The organism is Paenisporosarcina quisquiliarum (assembly GCF_043641925.1).
GTDB lineage: Bacteria > Bacillota > Bacilli > Bacillales_A > Planococcaceae > Paenisporosarcina > Paenisporosarcina quisquiliarum_A.
The window spans coordinates 57,297-73,057 of record NZ_JBHZRU010000011.1 but is presented as its reverse complement, the minus strand read 5'-3'; the positions used below and the strand labels follow the sequence as shown (position 1 = coordinate 73,057).

Sequence of the window (15,761 nt, the reverse complement as noted above, 5' to 3'; positions counted from 1 at the left end):
GAAAATAAATCCATTCGTTACAACTAAAGAAAGAAATAAAACTCCGATTTTTTTCCATAAGTTTTCTTCTTCACTGAAAAAGAAATTGGAAAAACTAAGCCATGTAAATATAACAAAACATACGATATAGTAAATCTTTTGAACTTTATTCATAGTTGATTCCCCCTATAAACTAATTTTTAAAAACTGAGTAATCTTTTCTTGATTTTAATTCTCCTTTTATGATTCACGGTCTAATTATTTATTTAACTTAGGTTCTAGGCATACTCCTTTAAGATTTTTTGCTCTACTGTTGCCACTTCATAGTTTTCTACTAGAAATACAAAATCTTGAAGTTCTTTAATCTCTTTTTTTGCTGCATCTACTGTCTTTAACATTTTCATATGTATAATCTCACTTTCTTTATTTTATAGTTCTATAGGATAATTACAATATTCTCCATTTACAAGAACAATCCTTCTTTAAATAGACCTCTTACATAAAAAACTTTGACTGGCGGCAGCACGAGAGCGCATATCAAATCAGGAAACGCTTTGCAATGAGCTCTAGCGTGTCGCTTTCCTCTAAAAAGCTCGATAACCACGGACTGTAAGACGTTGCCTACATGCCGTAGGTTCCTGTTCTTTTTCCAACGAGTAAACGAACCGAAAACATTAATTACATAAAGAATATGGATGGCAGTCAAGCGACTGCCATTTTTTATTGAATTTTTTGCTTTTGTCCTCCGGATCGTACCCATTCCCAACCTGTCTAAATCTGAAATAGTGGCAGATTCCCTGGCTTCGCCCTACCCCTTTTTCCGATTAAGACAGGAGCCGACTAGAAAAGAAAGAAAACAGTCAAGGGGCGAAAAACTTTTTCAAATTATGCTTCGCTGAAAAACTTGTTGCGCTGAAACCCTTGACCGGTCGGCTAAGGGATGTGTTCGTTCCACGTGTCAAAAGGCAAAAAATTATCCCTTTTGGGACATATACCGCCCGGCGAACAACACAAAAGGAGGAACACATCATGAAATTAGAAAAAATGATTGAAATCGTACGAATCAAACAGGAAATTCGAGAGGTTGAAGAAGCGTATACAAGCCTACTACCTAAACAAATACGTTCATCACAAGATGCAATTTCTTTTATTAAAGCACTTATAGCAGAAGAAGATAGAGAAGTGTTTTTGGTACTTTGCTTAAACGTTAAAAATGAGGTTATTGCCATTCATAAAAGCCATGTGGGTAGCTTAAATGCTAGTATTGTTCATCCAAGGGAAGTGTTCAAATCAGCTATTCTAAATAATGCAGGGAGCATCATGGTAGCCCATAACCACCCAAGTGGTAACTGTCAGTACTCCCCGGAAGATATTGAAGTCAGTAAACGACTAAAAGGAGCCGGAGAGATAATGGGCATTGAGGTATTAGATTCCATCATCGTCAGTCATTCAGACGGCTATTCCTTAAGGGAAAAAGGAATGATTTAAAGAGGCGAAAGGGGAGCTTTCCCCTTTTCTTTCATTCATACCGGATAATAACCATGACCAGCCGACTGAACGAAAAATAAGTACGTGCTCTTCGTGCTCTCTACTTTTGGAGAAGGAATCTGATGATTGCATCCAGACAACAACATGTCATCGAGTGCACCAAGACCAGAAAAGCTATATTCTTTGCGTTCCAATCATGCGACAAACTGAATATCCCATTTGCAATTCAAAATAGTGTAATCTATGCAGCTTCACAAAATAGAGCGTTTGGTGATGTAAAGATGGTAAAGATGGGCAGCTAATATTTCCTCAGTAATTCGCTTAACTGGTGTTTTGTAGTCACTAAAAATGCGATAAAGGAATTTTGTTGAATGATTCAACGAAGCTTGATATATTAGTAAAATATTGAATCATTCAACAAGGGGGGATTCACTTGAAAAAGGCAACCATGGAAATTCTGGCGAAGTGCCAGAATCTTAGGTTTTATGTAGAAACAAAGGAACAGCAGCAAGACTTGAAATCATTAAATCAAAATGAACAAGTGCTCGTAGCACTTGCACGTTTCTTTGAATATGAAGAATCGCTTGATTTGAATCACGTCTTTAAAGAAATGGATTCCAATTGGATTGAATTCGCAATGGATCGATTACTGACTTACTTTTATTCCGACACTTATCATGCAGAATCATTTAAACCGCTGATTATTAAGAATACAAATGATTTATTAAGCCAGAAGGATATTGGAGAGTTGATAAATAAACATGGAGGAAACATGGATACCAAGAAAATTCACATGTTACGAAAGAGGGGGAAACTGCCCACTGAAACAGCCTTAATTGGAGGTAAACCTTACTGGCTAAAAGAAGAAATTGAAACCTATATACATGATTTACCGATAAAAACCAAAAATACTCCTTAAATGAATAACAAATTTCCCTCGAATACGAAACTGGATATACTCATTCTACTAAAGCACTTAAGCCTAAATCGTAACCCGTTCAGTAATCTGGTACAAAAATGTAAATAACTCGGCAAATAGAGCAACAATTACCGCCATTTTAACATACAAATTAGCATTGCTTTTAGCAGTGCTTTTTTCGATATTTGATTTAAAAATTAAAGGGTTAACATCAAATATATGGTAATATTAATAATAGATGTATTGATTGATTGCTACTTTTGTTCTTCAACTAACGCGGCAGTTTAGTTGAAGATGAAACTTATGATAGTGTATTTCCGACTATATGTATAAAGGGGGTATTACATTGGTTCAAAAGTTATTTTTTGTCCTGATTGCATTAACGTTATTTATGATTAGTGGGTGTTCCAATGAAGGGGAAACAACCACAGTAACAACAATTGATAGTATTGATGCCGAAGAAGTTTTAACATTGGACTCTGATGCTGATATTTTTCAGTATGATGGAGTTATTTACAAAACTAATATTGATTGGGTTGAAGAATTGTCTTTAACAAAAGATGTTCAAATCGGTGAAATAAAAACAAAAAATGATGCAAATACAGATTTTAAAGATGAGATGTCGAATAAACTTCCTGTTGGTGCAAAGATTTTTTCCACCAAAGAAAGAGGAGATATTTTAATTATTGAATCTGAAGGAGAAATCAAAAAATATCTTGCAATCGTTGAAGGGTAAACAAGTCTTGTTCAACTAACGAGGTGCTTTAGTTGAATAAGACTTATAAATATTCGGTGTGAAAACTCAGCTATTCGGCTGGGTTTTTTTGCATTTAAAATTCACATTTATTAACTTTCTAATATTTCAATTCGAGTAATTAGCAGATATTTAACACCACTTTTAGCACGTCTATTAACAGATAAACAATCAAAATTGTATGTCTGCTAATAGACGTGCTAAAACGATGTACATATTAGACGTTAAACAACAACAAATCCTGATGCATAGGCAATTTAAAAGAACCCAATTCATATGCGAATTTGGGCTCCTTTTGTATGTTTAATTTCGATTTAGTACCAGATTACTGAACGGGTTACCTAAATCGGCTTTGGTGCTTTTTTAAATCCATGTCACAAACTGTTATTAACCTGTTTTAAATTTTTTAGACTTATCATTTTTAAAAAAACATTGACAAAAAGTTTAGTTCAGGAATAAAGTAAGGATAATAATTATAAAGTTTCCTAAACGAAACTTTTTTGGGAGGGGTCAAAAAGTGAACAAAGAAAACCATGTTTCAAGACGCGATATCTTAAAACTGGGATCTGCTGGGATTATTGGAGTAGCTGGTAGTTACTTATTAGATTCTTTAACAGGATTAAATCCCGTCATTAAGGCTGCTACGCATAGTGGAAATAAGCATGGCAATATGAATCACAGTAAGACGATGACCGATGTTTCAAACAGCGAAGGTTACAAGATGGCTGAAAAAGCACTGACTGCGTTTGATTATGGAAAGGTTAGTACTTTACCGAATGGGCAAACGTTAAGAGTTTACGAGGTTGAAGCAGTTGATAAAGAAATTGAAATTGCCAAAGGAATTAAGTTTCCTGGATGGACCTATAACGGGACAATTCCTGGACCTACATTCAGATGCACAGAGGGGGATCTCTTACGCTTTCACTTTGTGAATAAAGGCAGTCATCCTCACTCCATTCACTTTCATGGAATCCATCCGCCAGAAATGGATGGATTGGAACCTATCTATCCAGGGCAAAAATTTACGTATGAATTTGAAGCAAAACCATACGGACTCCAAATCTATCACTGCCATGTTCTTCCTTTAGCACGTCATATTCATAAAGGTCTCTATGGGAATTTTATCATCGATCCTAAAAAGCCTAGAGAACCCGCATTGGAATTAAACATGGTGATGAATGGATATGATTTAGATTTGGATGGTGCAAACGAATTTTATACAGTTAACGGCTATGCGAATGCATTTATGAATCACCCAATTAAAATTAATAAAGACCAGCTCGTTCGTATTTATTTAAGCAATTTAACCGAATTTGATTTATTGAATTCTTTCCACTTACATGCTAACTACTTTACGTATTATCCAACAGGTAGAAACGATAATCCTTCCCAATTTACTGACACAATTATGCAATGTCAGGGTGAACGGGGAATAATCGAAGTTCGTTTTCCTTACACCGGCAATTATATGTTTCATGCACATGTAAGCGAATTTGCTGAATTAGGTTGGATGGGATTCTTTCAAGTTGAGTAAAGGAGGTTCACTAAAGTGAAGACTAAATGGTTGATATCTGGATTAATTCCTTTGTTACTACTTATCGCAGTAGTTGCCTGGGTAACTGTTAATGGAGCTGGTATTGAGAAAGATCCTGCGGCTCCGATAGAAGTGTTGAATATCGAACGCATCATTACAACAAATAACGGATTTGAGCTATCCGTCAGTAATACTGGACCTGAAACGATGACCATTTCACAAGTAATCGTGGATGATTCAATCTGGAATTTTAGCGTGTCGCCCTCAGAAACATTTGAGCGTTTTGATGAAGGTGTAGTCAAAATCAATTATCCGTGGGTGCAAGGCGATCCACATATAATCAAAATAATATCTGCAAATGGAATAATCACAGAAGGTGAAATTGCGGCTGCGACCCGCACACCTGAAAGAAGTTGGGACAATTTCCTGAATTATGGATTTATCGGATTTTATGTAGGAATCGTTCCCATCACATTAGGCTTGTTGTGGTATCCATTTATGAAACGATTCTCACGAAAATGGATTAACGCGATTCTTGCACTTACAGTGGGACTGCTACTGTTCCTGTTTATTGGTACTTTGGCCGATGGTTTTGAAATCGGTGCGGAAGCTCCTGCCGTTTTGCAAGGAGATATGGTAGTTATTTTAGGAGCATTGCTAACTTTCATATTGTTGATTGGATTTGATCAGTTTCAACAAAAAAGATTGGAAAAGAAGGCCTCTTCTCCTTTTAATATCGCCTTGTTGATGGCAGTAGGTATAGGACTTCATAACTTTGGTGAAGGTTTGGCGATTGGAACATCATTTTCTTTAGGTGAGGCGGCATTAGGTACATTTTTGATTATCGGGTTTACTCTTCATAATATTACCGAAGGAATTGGTATTGCTGCCCCTCTATTAAAAATAAAACCACGTATACGTGATTTTATATTACTTGGAATAGTAGCTGGTGCGCCTGCTATTTTAGGAACTTGGTTTGGTGGATTCATTTTCTCTCCAATTCTAGGTGCATTGTTCTTGGGTATTGGTGCAGGAGCCATTTTACAAGTTGTTTATGTCATTACAAAAATGTTAATTAACGATCATAAGAAGCATTTGGAACCAACTGTTTCATGGTTAAACTTAAGTGGTTTTACATTAGGTCTGCTCATCATGTACCTAACAGCCTTTTTCGTTAAATATTAAATTTACTTGAGGTGAAAAAGTTGCACAGGAATCTTTGTGGCAAAAGGAGTAATTTTGGTATGTGGCTCGATGAACAAGAAGACATCAATATTCATTTGTTAGAAGAAGCATCGAACATCGGTTATGCGACCATAAAAAAAATATGTAACAACCAAAATTATTTACCGAGGTTTTCAACTCTTGCCAAAATAAATCATGGTCTAAAAATGCTTGGAAAAAGTATTGAAATAAATGATTTTCTCTAAAAGACCGTTCTTAATTAATAACAAACTACCTGATAGGAGGATAAAATGATGCAAAATATAGGCATTCCAGGATTGATTTTAGTATTGGTCATTGCACTGATCATTTTCGGTCCATCCAAATTACCTGAAATCGGAAAAGCATTTGGTTCCACATTAAGAGAGTTCAAGAATTCAACAAAAGATTTATTAACAGACGATAAAAGAGAACCGTCAAACCAAGAGAAGTCGAACAAAGAATAAAGATCTGATATGGAAAATTAGAGAGAGAGGGATGTAGATGAAGGGTCAAAGCATGAATGTTGTTCAACACTTAGAAGAATTACGTAAGTCAATAATCGTCACTTTAGGGATTTTTCTATTATTCTTTTTGCTTGCCTTCATTTACGTCCAAGATATTTATCACTTACTGGTCAAAGACTTACCATTTAAGCTAGCTTTGTTAGGACCGAGTGACATATTAATGGTTTATTTAATGATTGCAAGTGTTGTCGCGTTAGCTGCCACAATGCCGGTCGCAGCACTTCAAATTTGGCGATATATTAGTCCAGGATTAACAGTAAAGGAACGAAAAGTGACGCTTGCCTATGTACCTGCTCTGTTTGTCCTATTCATGGTCGGTATTAGTTTCGGATACTTTATTTTATTTCCTTTAGTATTAAATTTCTTAATGTCTCTATCTAATGAGTTGTTTACGACTTTTTTTACAACCGAAAAATATTTCAAGTTTTTGTTGAACATGACCTTACCTTTTGGGTTTTTGTTTGAATTACCAGTTGTGATTATGTTTTTAACAAGTTTAGGCATCATTAATCCATTCGTTTTACAAAAAATCAGGAAATATGCGTACTTCGTGCTCATTCTTACATCTGTTTTGATAACACCACCCGATTTCTTATCTGATATTCTTGTGATTATTCCATTACTCCTTCTTTATGAGGGAAGTATCACATTGTCAAAATTTGTGTACAGACGTCAACAAAAAAATTTATTTCTTGATTAGCACACGTTTACTAAGTAAAATTTTTCAACTTGAATAATAGCTCTCCAAAAAAAAGCCAACAGATCTGACTGTTGGCTTTCTTTTTGGCATTATTGAACATGTTTCCATGTAGTGGATTGATTTGTTTTTGGGCAATTGGGAAACTTATCACCATTGGTAAGTTCTACCTTTTCTCCATCTTGATCAACATACAATCCAGTTTCCGTGACTTCATCACCTGTTCGATGTTCATGGTTTTCATGGCGCCACGAAGTGGGTTGATTCGTCTTTGGACAATTTGGAAAAGTATCCCCTTGCTTAAGAGCAATATGCTCTCCGTCCTTATCAAAGTAATGCCCTGATTCAGCAACGGTCTCTCCAGTTTGGTGTAAATCTTTTTGCGAGTGCATATTCATTTTCCTCTCTAAGTAAATTTATTGGTTTGAATTTATAATAACCTGTTTATGGATTATTAAACCTTCTCCGTGTTTGAGTAGCGTCAGTTAATAGCCTTTATAATAATAAATGACACTACGTTTAAATATGATGAGTCCAAGCAATTTTAAGTGTTTTCTGATACTATAAATAATGTTTCTTTTAAAGGTAATGTATTTCTTGTCATGCGAAAAAATCAGGAAAGGGGAATTTTAATGAATCACATACATGATAAACTTTATAAATTTAATGTTTTAGTTAAAGAGCAAGAAGATAATAGAGGGTATTACACCATTAATGTGTTTTTTTTAGGTGATCATGAATTTTATAATAAACTGATTTCAGTTGCTAACAAGGACTCCGCTTTATTGACCTGTCGTCCCATGCCTTTTTTCATGAAGCTACTTCATCAAGAAAAGTATCTCTTTTATTTTGAACAAGCATCCAAGAAAAAAACAAAGCATCTCCAATGGAGTATAGAGAAAATTTTAAGAAATGAAGAAGATGATTTACATATTAAAAATAGTGAGGATGCTCAAGAAATTCAAAAAGGAATTTTGGATCACTTGAATCTCTTTGCAAGAGAAGAAGCAAAAAAATATTAAAACTGAAAAAAGAATGAAATATTCGGATTCTATTGAACTAAAGGTTAGGGATTATTTTGTGATTTTTTCATACAGTAATTTCACATTTTTCATAATCAAATTTTTGTAACCATATATATACAAAAAGCGATAGGGTGAATACGTGGCAGCAATTTGGGTCGTTGGCTATTTGTCGACTGCTACAGGTTTTGGAATTGGTGGAATGATTGCATGGATGCTAAGAGGATTTCAAAAGAGAATGGACGTCATTTATAGTATTTGTGCTGGTTCTCTATTAGGAATGTTAAGTTTTGAAATTGCACCGGAAGCATTAGAATTAGGGAATTGGATTACATTTAGTATGGGGTTTGTAATAGGGGTTATCATTTTTAATTTTGTACATAGTGTTACCAACTTGTTCGTATGTGCAATAAAAGATCGACGTAAGCAGTCATTCTTACATTCGGGTATTTTGTTAGTGCTGAGCATTTCTTTTCATAATTTGCCTATAGGAATCGTACTTGGAGCGAACCAAAACGTTGCATTTAACAAAACTCTTCTTCAAACTATTATTCTTCACAACATCCCAGAAGGAATTATTGTATTCACGCCTTTATTTATGGCTGGCTTTGGAATTGGAACATGGTTACTGTTATCCCTAGTCATTGCGTTTCCAGTAGGAATTGGAGCATATTTTGGAAAACTGATAGGCGTTGGAAATCCATTGGCTTGGTCCTTAACGATAGGTTTAGCTGTAGGGACCATATACATGATCACCATAAAAGAAGTATTATCTGAACCAATTAAAAATGCATCATCTTTTCATGTTTTCGTCTTAGCATTATTAGGTTTTGTGATTACAGGTTGGTATTTTTTAATGATTTAATTTTATGTTTATCTCCCTAAAATACGATCCAAAATACAATCTGTTTTTTTTTGAAACTGTGATTGATTACTTAGTATTTTGAAATTACAACTAGCAATATATACTGAATCCAAAAGACTTAAAAACGCTACAATTTACGCCAAGGTATCAATAATTTATATGGTACACTCAAAGAAAAAAAGGATGTATTATATGAAGCGTTTCAGATTTGTCATTCCCATCATGGTTGTTGTGGCCATTCTTGCAATTTGGTTCCTTAAAAAGGATTATTCAGAAGTACCACTTGTCACACGTATTTTAATTGCTGCAGGGGGATCCGTTGTTTCCGGTATCATTTCCTATTTTTTATTAAGGAACGATAATGATTCTCAAAAAGTTGATCCAAAACCCATTCCTAAACAAAAATGAAACCCTCAGTTTCTCAAACTGTAGACAAATGGACTTGAAATTTTTCCGATTTCAGGTTCGTTTATTTTTTTGCTGAATTTATACTAAATTGGTTTGATTATTTGGTCATTGGAACATTTATTTTATGCTCATAATTAGATCTTGCCAGGTTCAAGTACACATCTCAAGCTGGTCGCTTTTGTTTCCTAAATTCATCGTCTTCATGGTCGATTTCCCCTAAACTATTTATATTTCAGATATAAAAAGAAAAAAAGACTGAAGACAAACTCAAATTTGATGAGTTTGTCTTCAGTCTGAAAAGCACTTAGTAGTGCTTATTTTTTCAATTATGACCAAGACAATACGGTTCTATGGATTACTGAAACAAAAGACCCCTAATTTTACATGTCATATAATGTGAATGAAGGTTCCTAATAAATATTATTTTTATTGAATTTCTGTTTTTGATTATTTTTTTCTTCACTCATGTAGGGTTGTATGAATAGTTTCTCTGAAATGTACTGTTCTGGAGATCTCTCCATATATGACTGTTCTTTTTTTGAAAGCCTTGAGAGCCACCAAAATGTGAAAATAGTCCCCAAAATAAACGGTAAAAAAGTGAAAATCGCTTTTATATATTCAGTTTTATCCTCTGGAAAATACAAAAATTCCATGTAAACCATCCTTTTTAAAGACATTTTTTAGTACTTATAATTTGACATTATACAGTCTTTTAAATGTCTCGTGGGAAGGAAGAGTGAACAAACCGTGACGATATCATTTTTACCAGTTCATTTCACAATTCATTTGGAGTGAGTCCTTCTAAAAATTTGAACTAATGAAATAAGCAATAATCAAAATTAATTCACTACCGACTAATACGAAGGATTCGGTAGGGTTCTTTTATTCATTTATCCTTCACTCTTAAAAAATCAATCTTTTGTACGTAACAGTCTCAATGAGTTCAGTACAACTATTACCGTGGCTCCCATATCCGCAAAAATTGCCATCCATAAGGTTAACCAACCTGGGACTATCAATAGGAGAGCCAAAACTTTCAAGCCCAGGGCAAATGCAACATTCTGATAGATGACGTTTAATGTCTTTCTGCTTAACGCAATGGTATAAGGAAGTTTTTCTAAGTCGTCAGCCATTAAAGCAATATCAGCTGTTTCTAACGCTGTATCGGTTCCGGCACCCCCCATGGCGATGCCGACCGTTGCACTTGCTAATGCTGGCGCGTCATTCACGCCATCTCCGACCATTGCAACTTTACCATGCTCTTCTCGAAGTGATTTAATCACATTCAATTTATCTTGTGGCATCAGTTCAGCTCGAACATCAGTTAACTCTAATTGCTGACCAATTGCTCGACCAGTTGCTTGATTGTCCCCCGTTAACATAATGGTCTTTTGAATACCCAATTCGTGAAGTTTTTTTATGACAGTTAGGCTGCTTTTTCTCACTTGATCAGCAACTGCAATGAATCCCTTAATTTCATATTCATTGCCCAGTAACATAACCGTTTTCCCATCCATTTGGAGCGCTTTCACTTCATCTTCAATGGCACTAGATAAAGACTGAGTTTCTCTAAACATTTTTGGGCTTCCAATAAAGATATTTTGTTCACCAATCGTCGCCTTGGCACCTTTTCCTGTAATTGATTGAAAATTATCAACCGGTACCAATTCGATTTTTTGTCTTTCAGCTTCTTTTAAGATGGCTGAAGCAAGAGGATGTTGTGAAAATTTTTCGATGGAAGCAGACAGCTGAAGAATTTCCGCAATGCTCAAATCTGAAAGAGAAACCACAGACGTTACTTCAGGTGTTCCTTTTGTTAGTGTTCCGGTTTTATCGAATGCCACAACCTTTAAGCGACCGGTTTCTTCTAGGTGGATACCGCCTTTAATCAATACACCATTTCTTGCAGCGTTTCCGATGGCAGTTACAATTGCTACTGGTGTGGATACGACGAGTGCACATGGACATCCAACAACCAAGACTGCCAACCCACGATAGATCCACTCACTCCAATCTCCACCTAAGAAAAGGGGAGGTACCGCCACAACCAATAATGAAATTAACATGATTGCCGGTGTGTAATACTTGGCAAACTTATCTACAAATTGTTGAGATGGTGCTTTTTCGGCCTGAGCCTCTTCTACTAAGTGAATAATTTTAGCAATCGTGGTATCTTCCACTCGCTTTGTTACACTAACTTCTAATAATCCTTCCTCATTCAACGTGCCAGCAAATACTTCGTCACCGATTACCTTATGGACTGGTACGGATTCCCCAGTAATGGCGGATTGATTAATAGATGATTGGCCATGAATTACCTCACCGTCCATGGCAATTTTTTGGCCAGGCTTCAGAATCATGATATCTCCGATTTGTATGTCTTCCACTGCCACTTCAAACTCTTTTTTACCACGTCTGATTATTGCCGTACTTGGTGCAATATCCATGAGAGTTCGAATGGACTGTCGTGCTTTTTCCATTGAATAGCTTTCCAATGCCTCACTTATGGCAAAGAGAAAGACGACAACAGCTCCTTCACCCCATTCTCCGATAATAGCAGCACCAATTACGGCTATTGTCATCAATGTCTTCATATCAAATTGAAATTTAATTAAATTAGCTAATCCCACTTTGATGAGATTGTAGCCACCAATCAAAATCGATGCTCCAAATACAAGAATGGTTTGAATACTTTCTTCTCCATAAACCGTTGAGAACAAATATCCAAGAAGGAGTAATACCGCAGAAATAAAAGTCGTTTGATTATCTCTTTTTTTCCAGAAAGGCTCTTTCTCTATCTGGATTTTTTGGCTTGCAGGTACAACTTTAATCCCATCAAAAGCACCAGCTTTTTCCAATTCGTCTACCGTGGCATTTCCTAGTACGGTAAGTTTGGATGCACCGAAATTTAATTGGACATCATGAACAGTTTGGATATCGCGAATGTTTTTTTCAAACTTGGCAGCACAATTCGTACAAGATAGTCCTTGCAATCTATATACATTTTTATCCTCATTCATGTTTGTTCCACCCTTCTTTCGAATGATCCAGTGCAATACGTACTAATTGATGTACATGTTCATCGACTAAGGAATAAAAGACCATTTTTCCTTCTTTTCGATATTTAGCCAATCCCATTTTTCGTAAATAACGCAAATGATGAGAAGCCGTAGCTGTCGAAGTCCCAATAATATTTGCAACGTCACAAACACACAACTCTGTTTCAAGACTCAATGCATACGCTATTTTCAACCGAGTAGCATCTGATAAAGCTTTAAATAATAATTCGACACCAGTTATTTCTTCTATCTTAGGTTTAACACGATTCACAACTACTTCGTCGAAACAAGTCGTTTCACAAACATCCGTTGCTGTAATTTCAATCAATTCACTCATTTACTCCACCTCATTCAAATAATCGTTTGATTGTTATTTTTAGTGTATGCAATAGACAATATATTGTCAATAATCATATTCAAATGTTTGTTTGAATATGATTTGATTCCTGTTACAATCATGAAGTATAGGGAAATAGGAGGCTTCCAAATGAAAAAAACATGTATTTTCACATTACTATTTCTTTTTATCTTAACCCCTGTAGCTTTAGGGCATTCTGGACTTTCAAGTTCCAACCCTGCCACTGAAGAAATCATGAAAGATGAAGTGCAAAGTGTATCTTTACGATTTAACACTACAATTGAGAATACCAGCATGCTTAAAGTCATTAATGCAGACGGCGTTGAAATGCCCATTGAAAAAACTTTAATAAACGTGGATGAAATGGTTGGGAAACTTGAGAAACCCTTAGCTAAAGGGAAGTACATGGTTAGATGGAAAATCATCGGAAAAGATGGCCATCCGATTGAGGGGGAGTTTTCATTTTCCGTAGAGCTTGTAAAGAACGCCAATTCAGAAGTGACGAAGGAAAAACAACATGAAGAAATGATTCCGACTCCTATCGAAAAGCCCCAAAAGGAAACTATTAAATCTAAGAAATCCAATTTTGTCGTCATTGTAATGGCAATTTTGTTAACTGGAATAGCATTTGGCACAGCTTTAGTGTTGTTTAAAAAGGAGCGAAGGAAATGATTTGGATTTATTTATCCGAAACGCTTTTATATTTGTGCTTTTCACTTATTATAGGTTCACTCATTTTTTCACTTATACCTTCTAGTAAAAAGCCGGAAATATTCATTCACAAACGATGGATTCAGATTTCCATTTTAGGGATTGTGGTTTTCTCTCTTTTTCCGGTCATACGGCTAGTCCTTTTTCTTTATGAGGATATAGGGTTAATGATGACCATACAGAACGTGATTTCCACGTTTGAAGTGGGACAAGCATGGTCATTTACGTTGTTTGTATCCATTGCATTTTATTTGTATGTCTCCATCATCCCGATTTTCACTAAAAAGATTCATACAGTCATCTCATTAACTTTTAGCATAATGCTTCTCTTAGCCCTAGGATGGGCTAGCCATTCGGCTTCTCTGAACGAGTGGAGTGGATTTATCGCACATTCGCTTCATTTTCTAGCGGTAACCATATGGGTAGGATTATTACTCGTAGTTAGTTGGTTTTCTTTGAATCATGAGAACTGGCTTGCGTTTTTAAAATGGTTTACACCCGTTGCTCTTGGTTGTCTCTTAGTCATATCTATAACGGGCTACTTTTTAGTGACTTTAGTGATTGATTTAACCAGTTATCCTAATTCTTGGATTCTTCCATATGGACAATCCTTGCTTATCAAGCATCTAATCCTTATTCCAATCCTTTTTTTTTCATGTGTTAATGGAATTTGGATAAAACGGAAAATTCAAAAAGACCCAACATTTAATCCACGTAATTGGGTAAAAGCAGAGAGTTTTACTTTATTACTCATATTCTCGGCGACAGCTTTACTCGGACAACAAGAACCACCACATGACATTGGAGCAGTGGCAGGGAGCAATGGCATGTCGAAATTATTCAGTACGGTTTACTCCGAATCCATTTCTTTGCCAATTGATGCTTACATGGATTTCAGCATGTTAGGCACATTATTTTTCGCATTATCACTCTGTTTCTTATGTTTTGCATGGATTGCGACGGTGAAAAAATTCTCACCTCTTCTAGCTTTTAGTATGAGTATTCTTTGCATCATCTCAATGTATTTAGGTTTAATGAATAGTGTTGTTTTCTAAATAAAATTATAGGAGTGTTGACGATGAAGAATTCCAATATGAAATTTGCAGTAATCGTAACAATTGTTGCGGTAGCCTTACTGGCTATAATTGTGGTAATAAGCAGCAATAAAAGTCAGGAACAATCCGTGACTGAAAAAACAGAGGTCGATCTTACAGGTCAACCCGCCTTAGGTGAAAAGGATGCACCGGTAACAGTGGTTGAGTTTGGTGACTTCAAATGCCCATCATGTAAAGCGTGGGGTGAAACTATCTATCCGCAATTAGTAGAAGATTACTTAATACCTGGTGATATTAAATTCTCTTATGTTAATGTGTTGTTCCATGGAGAAGAATCAACTGTTGGTGCAATGGCTGCGGAATCTGTTTTTAAGCAAGCCCCTGATTCTTATTGGGATTTTCATAAAGCTATTTATGATGCTCAGCCTGAAGTGAACCATGATGATGTATGGCTTTCAAAAGAGAAAATGCTTGAACTTGCCCAAGAGTTCCCTTCAATTAATCAAGATCAGCTCAAGCAAGATATTGAAGAAGAGTTAACGAAGCCTCAAGTGGATATTGATGAGAAATTATATACAGAACATAATGTAACTCAGACGCCTACCATAAAAATAAATGGAAGCACAATTGAAGATCCTTTTAATTATGAAGCAATTAAAGAGATGATTGATCAAGAGCTTGAGGCAAAAAAAAATGAATAATGCAACCAACAACAAGGGCAAAAAGGTTTGGTTTCTCTATTTTGCATGGTTGGTTTCAGTAGTTGCAACAATGGGAAGTTTGTATTTCAGTGAAATCAGAGGATTTATCCCATGTGATTTGTGTTGGTTCCAACGAATCTTCATGTATCCCTTAGTTTTGATATTAGGAATTGGTACGTTTCAAAGTGATATTTCTGTAAGAAAATTTGTCTTACCTCTGAGTGTAATAGGGGGGACAATTTCAATTTTTCACTACCTTGAGCAAAAAGTTCCAGGGTTTGGTGGAATTAGACCCTGTGTGAGTGGTGTTCCTTGTAGCGCTGAATACATCAATTGGTTTGGGTTTATTACGATCCCATTTTTAGCCCTTAGCGCCTTTACATTAATTACAATCAGCATGTTGGTTCTTTATGGAAAGCAAGCGAAAACAAATGAATAGTTTTGAAAAGGTTTAAAAAAGAGCAAACCGAGGAAAAACTGC

General features: G+C 35.7%; 21 protein-coding genes. 15 read left to right on the top strand and 6 right to left on the bottom strand.

Translation table 11 applies throughout. The annotated features are described in order from the left end of the window. Window positions 1-257 precede the first annotated feature (257 nt). Window positions 258-383: a hypothetical protein gene (locus ACHUE4_RS09930; RefSeq protein WP_394189511.1), complete on the bottom strand. Its 126-nt coding sequence runs from the start codon at window positions 381-383 to the stop codon at window positions 258-260. Window positions 384-1,008: 625 nt separating this feature from the next. Here ACHUE4_RS09930 and ACHUE4_RS09925 point away from each other — a divergent pair. Beyond that, window positions 1,009-1,467 (top strand): JAB domain-containing protein, encoded by a 459-nt coding sequence (locus ACHUE4_RS09925; RefSeq protein ID WP_394189509.1) that lies wholly within the window; start codon window positions 1,009-1,011, stop codon window positions 1,465-1,467. Window positions 1,468-1,502: 35 nt separating this feature from the next. Here the strand turns inward: ACHUE4_RS09925 and ACHUE4_RS09920 are convergent, their stop codons facing one another. Continuing rightward, window positions 1,503-1,661 (bottom strand): hypothetical protein, encoded by a 159-nt coding sequence (locus tag ACHUE4_RS09920; RefSeq protein ID WP_394189507.1) that lies wholly within the window; start codon window positions 1,659-1,661, stop codon window positions 1,503-1,505. A 239-nt stretch (window positions 1,662-1,900) separates the two neighbouring features. Here ACHUE4_RS09920 and ACHUE4_RS09915 point away from each other — a divergent pair, with 239 nt between their 5' ends. From ACHUE4_RS09915 to tatC, 7 genes are all read left to right on the top strand, one after another. Then, on the top strand, window positions 1,901-2,386 hold the full coding sequence (locus ACHUE4_RS09915; RefSeq protein ID WP_394189505.1) for a hypothetical protein: 486 nt from the start codon (window positions 1,901-1,903) through the stop codon (window positions 2,384-2,386). 346 nt (window positions 2,387-2,732) lie between these two features. After that, window positions 2,733-3,122, top strand: coding sequence for a hypothetical protein (locus ACHUE4_RS09910; protein ID WP_394189503.1), 390 nt, complete (start codon window positions 2,733-2,735; stop codon window positions 3,120-3,122). A 535-nt stretch (window positions 3,123-3,657) separates the two neighbouring features. Then, the gene (locus tag ACHUE4_RS09905; protein WP_394189501.1) at window positions 3,658-4,674 is read left to right on the top strand and encodes a multicopper oxidase domain-containing protein; all 1,017 of its coding nucleotides are present in this window, start codon (window positions 3,658-3,660) and stop codon (window positions 4,672-4,674) included. A gap of 15 nt (window positions 4,675-4,689) precedes the next feature. Continuing rightward, complete coding sequence (locus ACHUE4_RS09900) at window positions 4,690-5,859, top strand: ZIP family metal transporter (protein ID WP_394189499.1); 1,170 nt, start codon at window positions 4,690-4,692, stop codon at window positions 5,857-5,859. 59 nt (window positions 5,860-5,918) lie between these two features. Next, complete coding sequence (locus ACHUE4_RS09895) at window positions 5,919-6,104, top strand: transcriptional regulator (protein ID WP_394189497.1); 186 nt, start codon at window positions 5,919-5,921, stop codon at window positions 6,102-6,104. Between the two features lie 45 nt (window positions 6,105-6,149). Then, window positions 6,150-6,344 (top strand): twin-arginine translocase TatA/TatE family subunit, encoded by a 195-nt coding sequence (locus ACHUE4_RS09890; protein ID WP_394189495.1) that lies wholly within the window; start codon window positions 6,150-6,152, stop codon window positions 6,342-6,344. A gap of 37 nt (window positions 6,345-6,381) precedes the next feature. Beyond that, window positions 6,382-7,104 (top strand): twin-arginine translocase subunit TatC, encoded by a 723-nt coding sequence (tatC, locus tag ACHUE4_RS09885; protein ID WP_394189493.1) that lies wholly within the window; start codon window positions 6,382-6,384, stop codon window positions 7,102-7,104. A gap of 89 nt (window positions 7,105-7,193) precedes the next feature. Here tatC and ACHUE4_RS09880 read toward each other — a convergent pair whose 3' ends face one another. Next, window positions 7,194-7,493, bottom strand: a complete 300-nt coding sequence (locus ACHUE4_RS09880) for a YjzC family protein (protein WP_394189491.1) — start codon at window positions 7,491-7,493, stop codon at window positions 7,194-7,196. Between the two features lie 240 nt (window positions 7,494-7,733). Between ACHUE4_RS09880 and ACHUE4_RS09875 the strand changes: the two genes are divergently transcribed. The 3 genes from ACHUE4_RS09875 (at window position 7,734) to ACHUE4_RS09865 (ending at window position 9,396) form a co-directional block, all read left to right on the top strand. Further along, the gene (locus ACHUE4_RS09875; protein WP_394189489.1) at window positions 7,734-8,123 is read left to right on the top strand and encodes a hypothetical protein; all 390 of its coding nucleotides are present in this window, start codon (window positions 7,734-7,736) and stop codon (window positions 8,121-8,123) included. Window positions 8,124-8,265: 142 nt separating this feature from the next. Then, window positions 8,266-8,988: a ZIP family metal transporter gene (locus ACHUE4_RS09870; protein WP_394189487.1), complete on the top strand. Its 723-nt coding sequence runs from the start codon at window positions 8,266-8,268 to the stop codon at window positions 8,986-8,988. 192 nt (window positions 8,989-9,180) lie between these two features. After that, window positions 9,181-9,396, top strand: coding sequence for a hypothetical protein (locus ACHUE4_RS09865; RefSeq protein ID WP_394189485.1), 216 nt, complete (start codon window positions 9,181-9,183; stop codon window positions 9,394-9,396). A gap of 410 nt (window positions 9,397-9,806) precedes the next feature. Here ACHUE4_RS09865 and ACHUE4_RS09860 read toward each other — a convergent pair whose 3' ends face one another. The 3 genes from ACHUE4_RS09860 to ACHUE4_RS09850 all read right to left on the bottom strand — a co-directional run bounded on the left by ACHUE4_RS09860 (window position 9,807) and on the right by ACHUE4_RS09850 (window position 12,792). Next, window positions 9,807-10,049, bottom strand: a complete 243-nt coding sequence (locus ACHUE4_RS09860) for a hypothetical protein (RefSeq protein ID WP_394189483.1) — start codon at window positions 10,047-10,049, stop codon at window positions 9,807-9,809. A 258-nt stretch (window positions 10,050-10,307) separates the two neighbouring features. Continuing rightward, window positions 10,308-12,416 (bottom strand): heavy metal translocating P-type ATPase, encoded by a 2,109-nt coding sequence (locus ACHUE4_RS09855; RefSeq protein ID WP_394189481.1) that lies wholly within the window; start codon window positions 12,414-12,416, stop codon window positions 10,308-10,310. Continuing rightward, complete coding sequence (locus tag ACHUE4_RS09850) at window positions 12,409-12,792, bottom strand: ArsR/SmtB family transcription factor (RefSeq protein ID WP_394189479.1); 384 nt, start codon at window positions 12,790-12,792, stop codon at window positions 12,409-12,411. Before ACHUE4_RS09850 ends, ACHUE4_RS09855 begins: the two co-directional genes overlap by 8 nt. A 150-nt stretch (window positions 12,793-12,942) precedes the next feature. Here ACHUE4_RS09850 and ACHUE4_RS09845 point away from each other — a divergent pair, with 150 nt between their 5' ends. The 4 genes from ACHUE4_RS09845 to ACHUE4_RS09830 all read left to right on the top strand — a co-directional run bounded on the left by ACHUE4_RS09845 (window position 12,943) and on the right by ACHUE4_RS09830 (window position 15,719). Further along, a complete protein-coding gene (locus ACHUE4_RS09845) occupies window positions 12,943-13,485 on the top strand; it encodes a copper resistance CopC family protein (protein ID WP_394189477.1) in 543 nt (180 codons plus the stop codon). Window positions 13,486-13,691: 206 nt separating this feature from the next. Beyond that, window positions 13,692-14,579 carry a copper resistance D family protein gene (locus tag ACHUE4_RS09840; protein WP_394189475.1) on the top strand — a complete coding sequence of 296 codons (888 nt, stop codon included), beginning with the start codon at window positions 13,692-13,694 and terminating at the stop codon, window positions 14,577-14,579. 23 nt (window positions 14,580-14,602) lie between these two features. Continuing rightward, window positions 14,603-15,280: a DsbA family protein gene (locus ACHUE4_RS09835; protein WP_394189473.1), complete on the top strand. Its 678-nt coding sequence runs from the start codon at window positions 14,603-14,605 to the stop codon at window positions 15,278-15,280. Further along, entirely contained in the window at window positions 15,273-15,719 is a 447-nt protein-coding gene (locus tag ACHUE4_RS09830) for a disulfide oxidoreductase (RefSeq protein ID WP_394189471.1), read from the top strand. Before ACHUE4_RS09835 ends, ACHUE4_RS09830 begins: the two co-directional genes overlap by 8 nt. Window positions 15,720-15,761 lie beyond the last annotated feature (42 nt).

What these genes read in the sequence shown, in the direction of transcription:
- ACHUE4_RS09930 (WP_394189511.1), bottom strand. Translation starts at nt 383, where the DNA reads ATGAAAATGTTAAAGACAGTAGATGCAGCAAAAAAAGAGATTAAAGAA.
- ACHUE4_RS09925 (WP_394189509.1), top strand. Translation starts at nt 1,009, where the DNA reads ATGAAATTAGAAAAAATGATTGAAATCGTACGAATCAAACAGGAAATT.
- ACHUE4_RS09895 (WP_394189497.1), top strand. Translation starts at nt 5,919, where the DNA reads ATGTGGCTCGATGAACAAGAAGACATCAATATTCATTTGTTAGAAGAA.
- ACHUE4_RS09890 (WP_394189495.1), top strand. Translation starts at nt 6,150, where the DNA reads ATGATGCAAAATATAGGCATTCCAGGATTGATTTTAGTATTGGTCATT.
- tatC (WP_394189493.1), top strand. Translation starts at nt 6,382, where the DNA reads ATGAAGGGTCAAAGCATGAATGTTGTTCAACACTTAGAAGAATTACGT.
- ACHUE4_RS09880 (WP_394189491.1), bottom strand. Translation starts at nt 7,493, where the DNA reads ATGCACTCGCAAAAAGATTTACACCAAACTGGAGAGACCGTTGCTGAA.
- ACHUE4_RS09875 (WP_394189489.1), top strand. Translation starts at nt 7,734, where the DNA reads ATGAATCACATACATGATAAACTTTATAAATTTAATGTTTTAGTTAAA.
- ACHUE4_RS09865 (WP_394189485.1), top strand. Translation starts at nt 9,181, where the DNA reads ATGAAGCGTTTCAGATTTGTCATTCCCATCATGGTTGTTGTGGCCATT.
- ACHUE4_RS09860 (WP_394189483.1), bottom strand. Translation starts at nt 10,049, where the DNA reads ATGGAATTTTTGTATTTTCCAGAGGATAAAACTGAATATATAAAAGCG.
- ACHUE4_RS09855 (WP_394189481.1), bottom strand. Translation starts at nt 12,416, where the DNA reads ATGAATGAGGATAAAAATGTATATAGATTGCAAGGACTATCTTGTACG.
- ACHUE4_RS09850 (WP_394189479.1), bottom strand. Translation starts at nt 12,792, where the DNA reads ATGAGTGAATTGATTGAAATTACAGCAACGGATGTTTGTGAAACGACT.
- ACHUE4_RS09845 (WP_394189477.1), top strand. Translation starts at nt 12,943, where the DNA reads ATGAAAAAAACATGTATTTTCACATTACTATTTCTTTTTATCTTAACC.
- ACHUE4_RS09840 (WP_394189475.1), top strand. Translation starts at nt 13,692, where the DNA reads ATGATGACCATACAGAACGTGATTTCCACGTTTGAAGTGGGACAAGCA.
- ACHUE4_RS09835 (WP_394189473.1), top strand. Translation starts at nt 14,603, where the DNA reads ATGAAGAATTCCAATATGAAATTTGCAGTAATCGTAACAATTGTTGCG.
- ACHUE4_RS09830 (WP_394189471.1), top strand. Translation starts at nt 15,273, where the DNA reads ATGAATAATGCAACCAACAACAAGGGCAAAAAGGTTTGGTTTCTCTAT.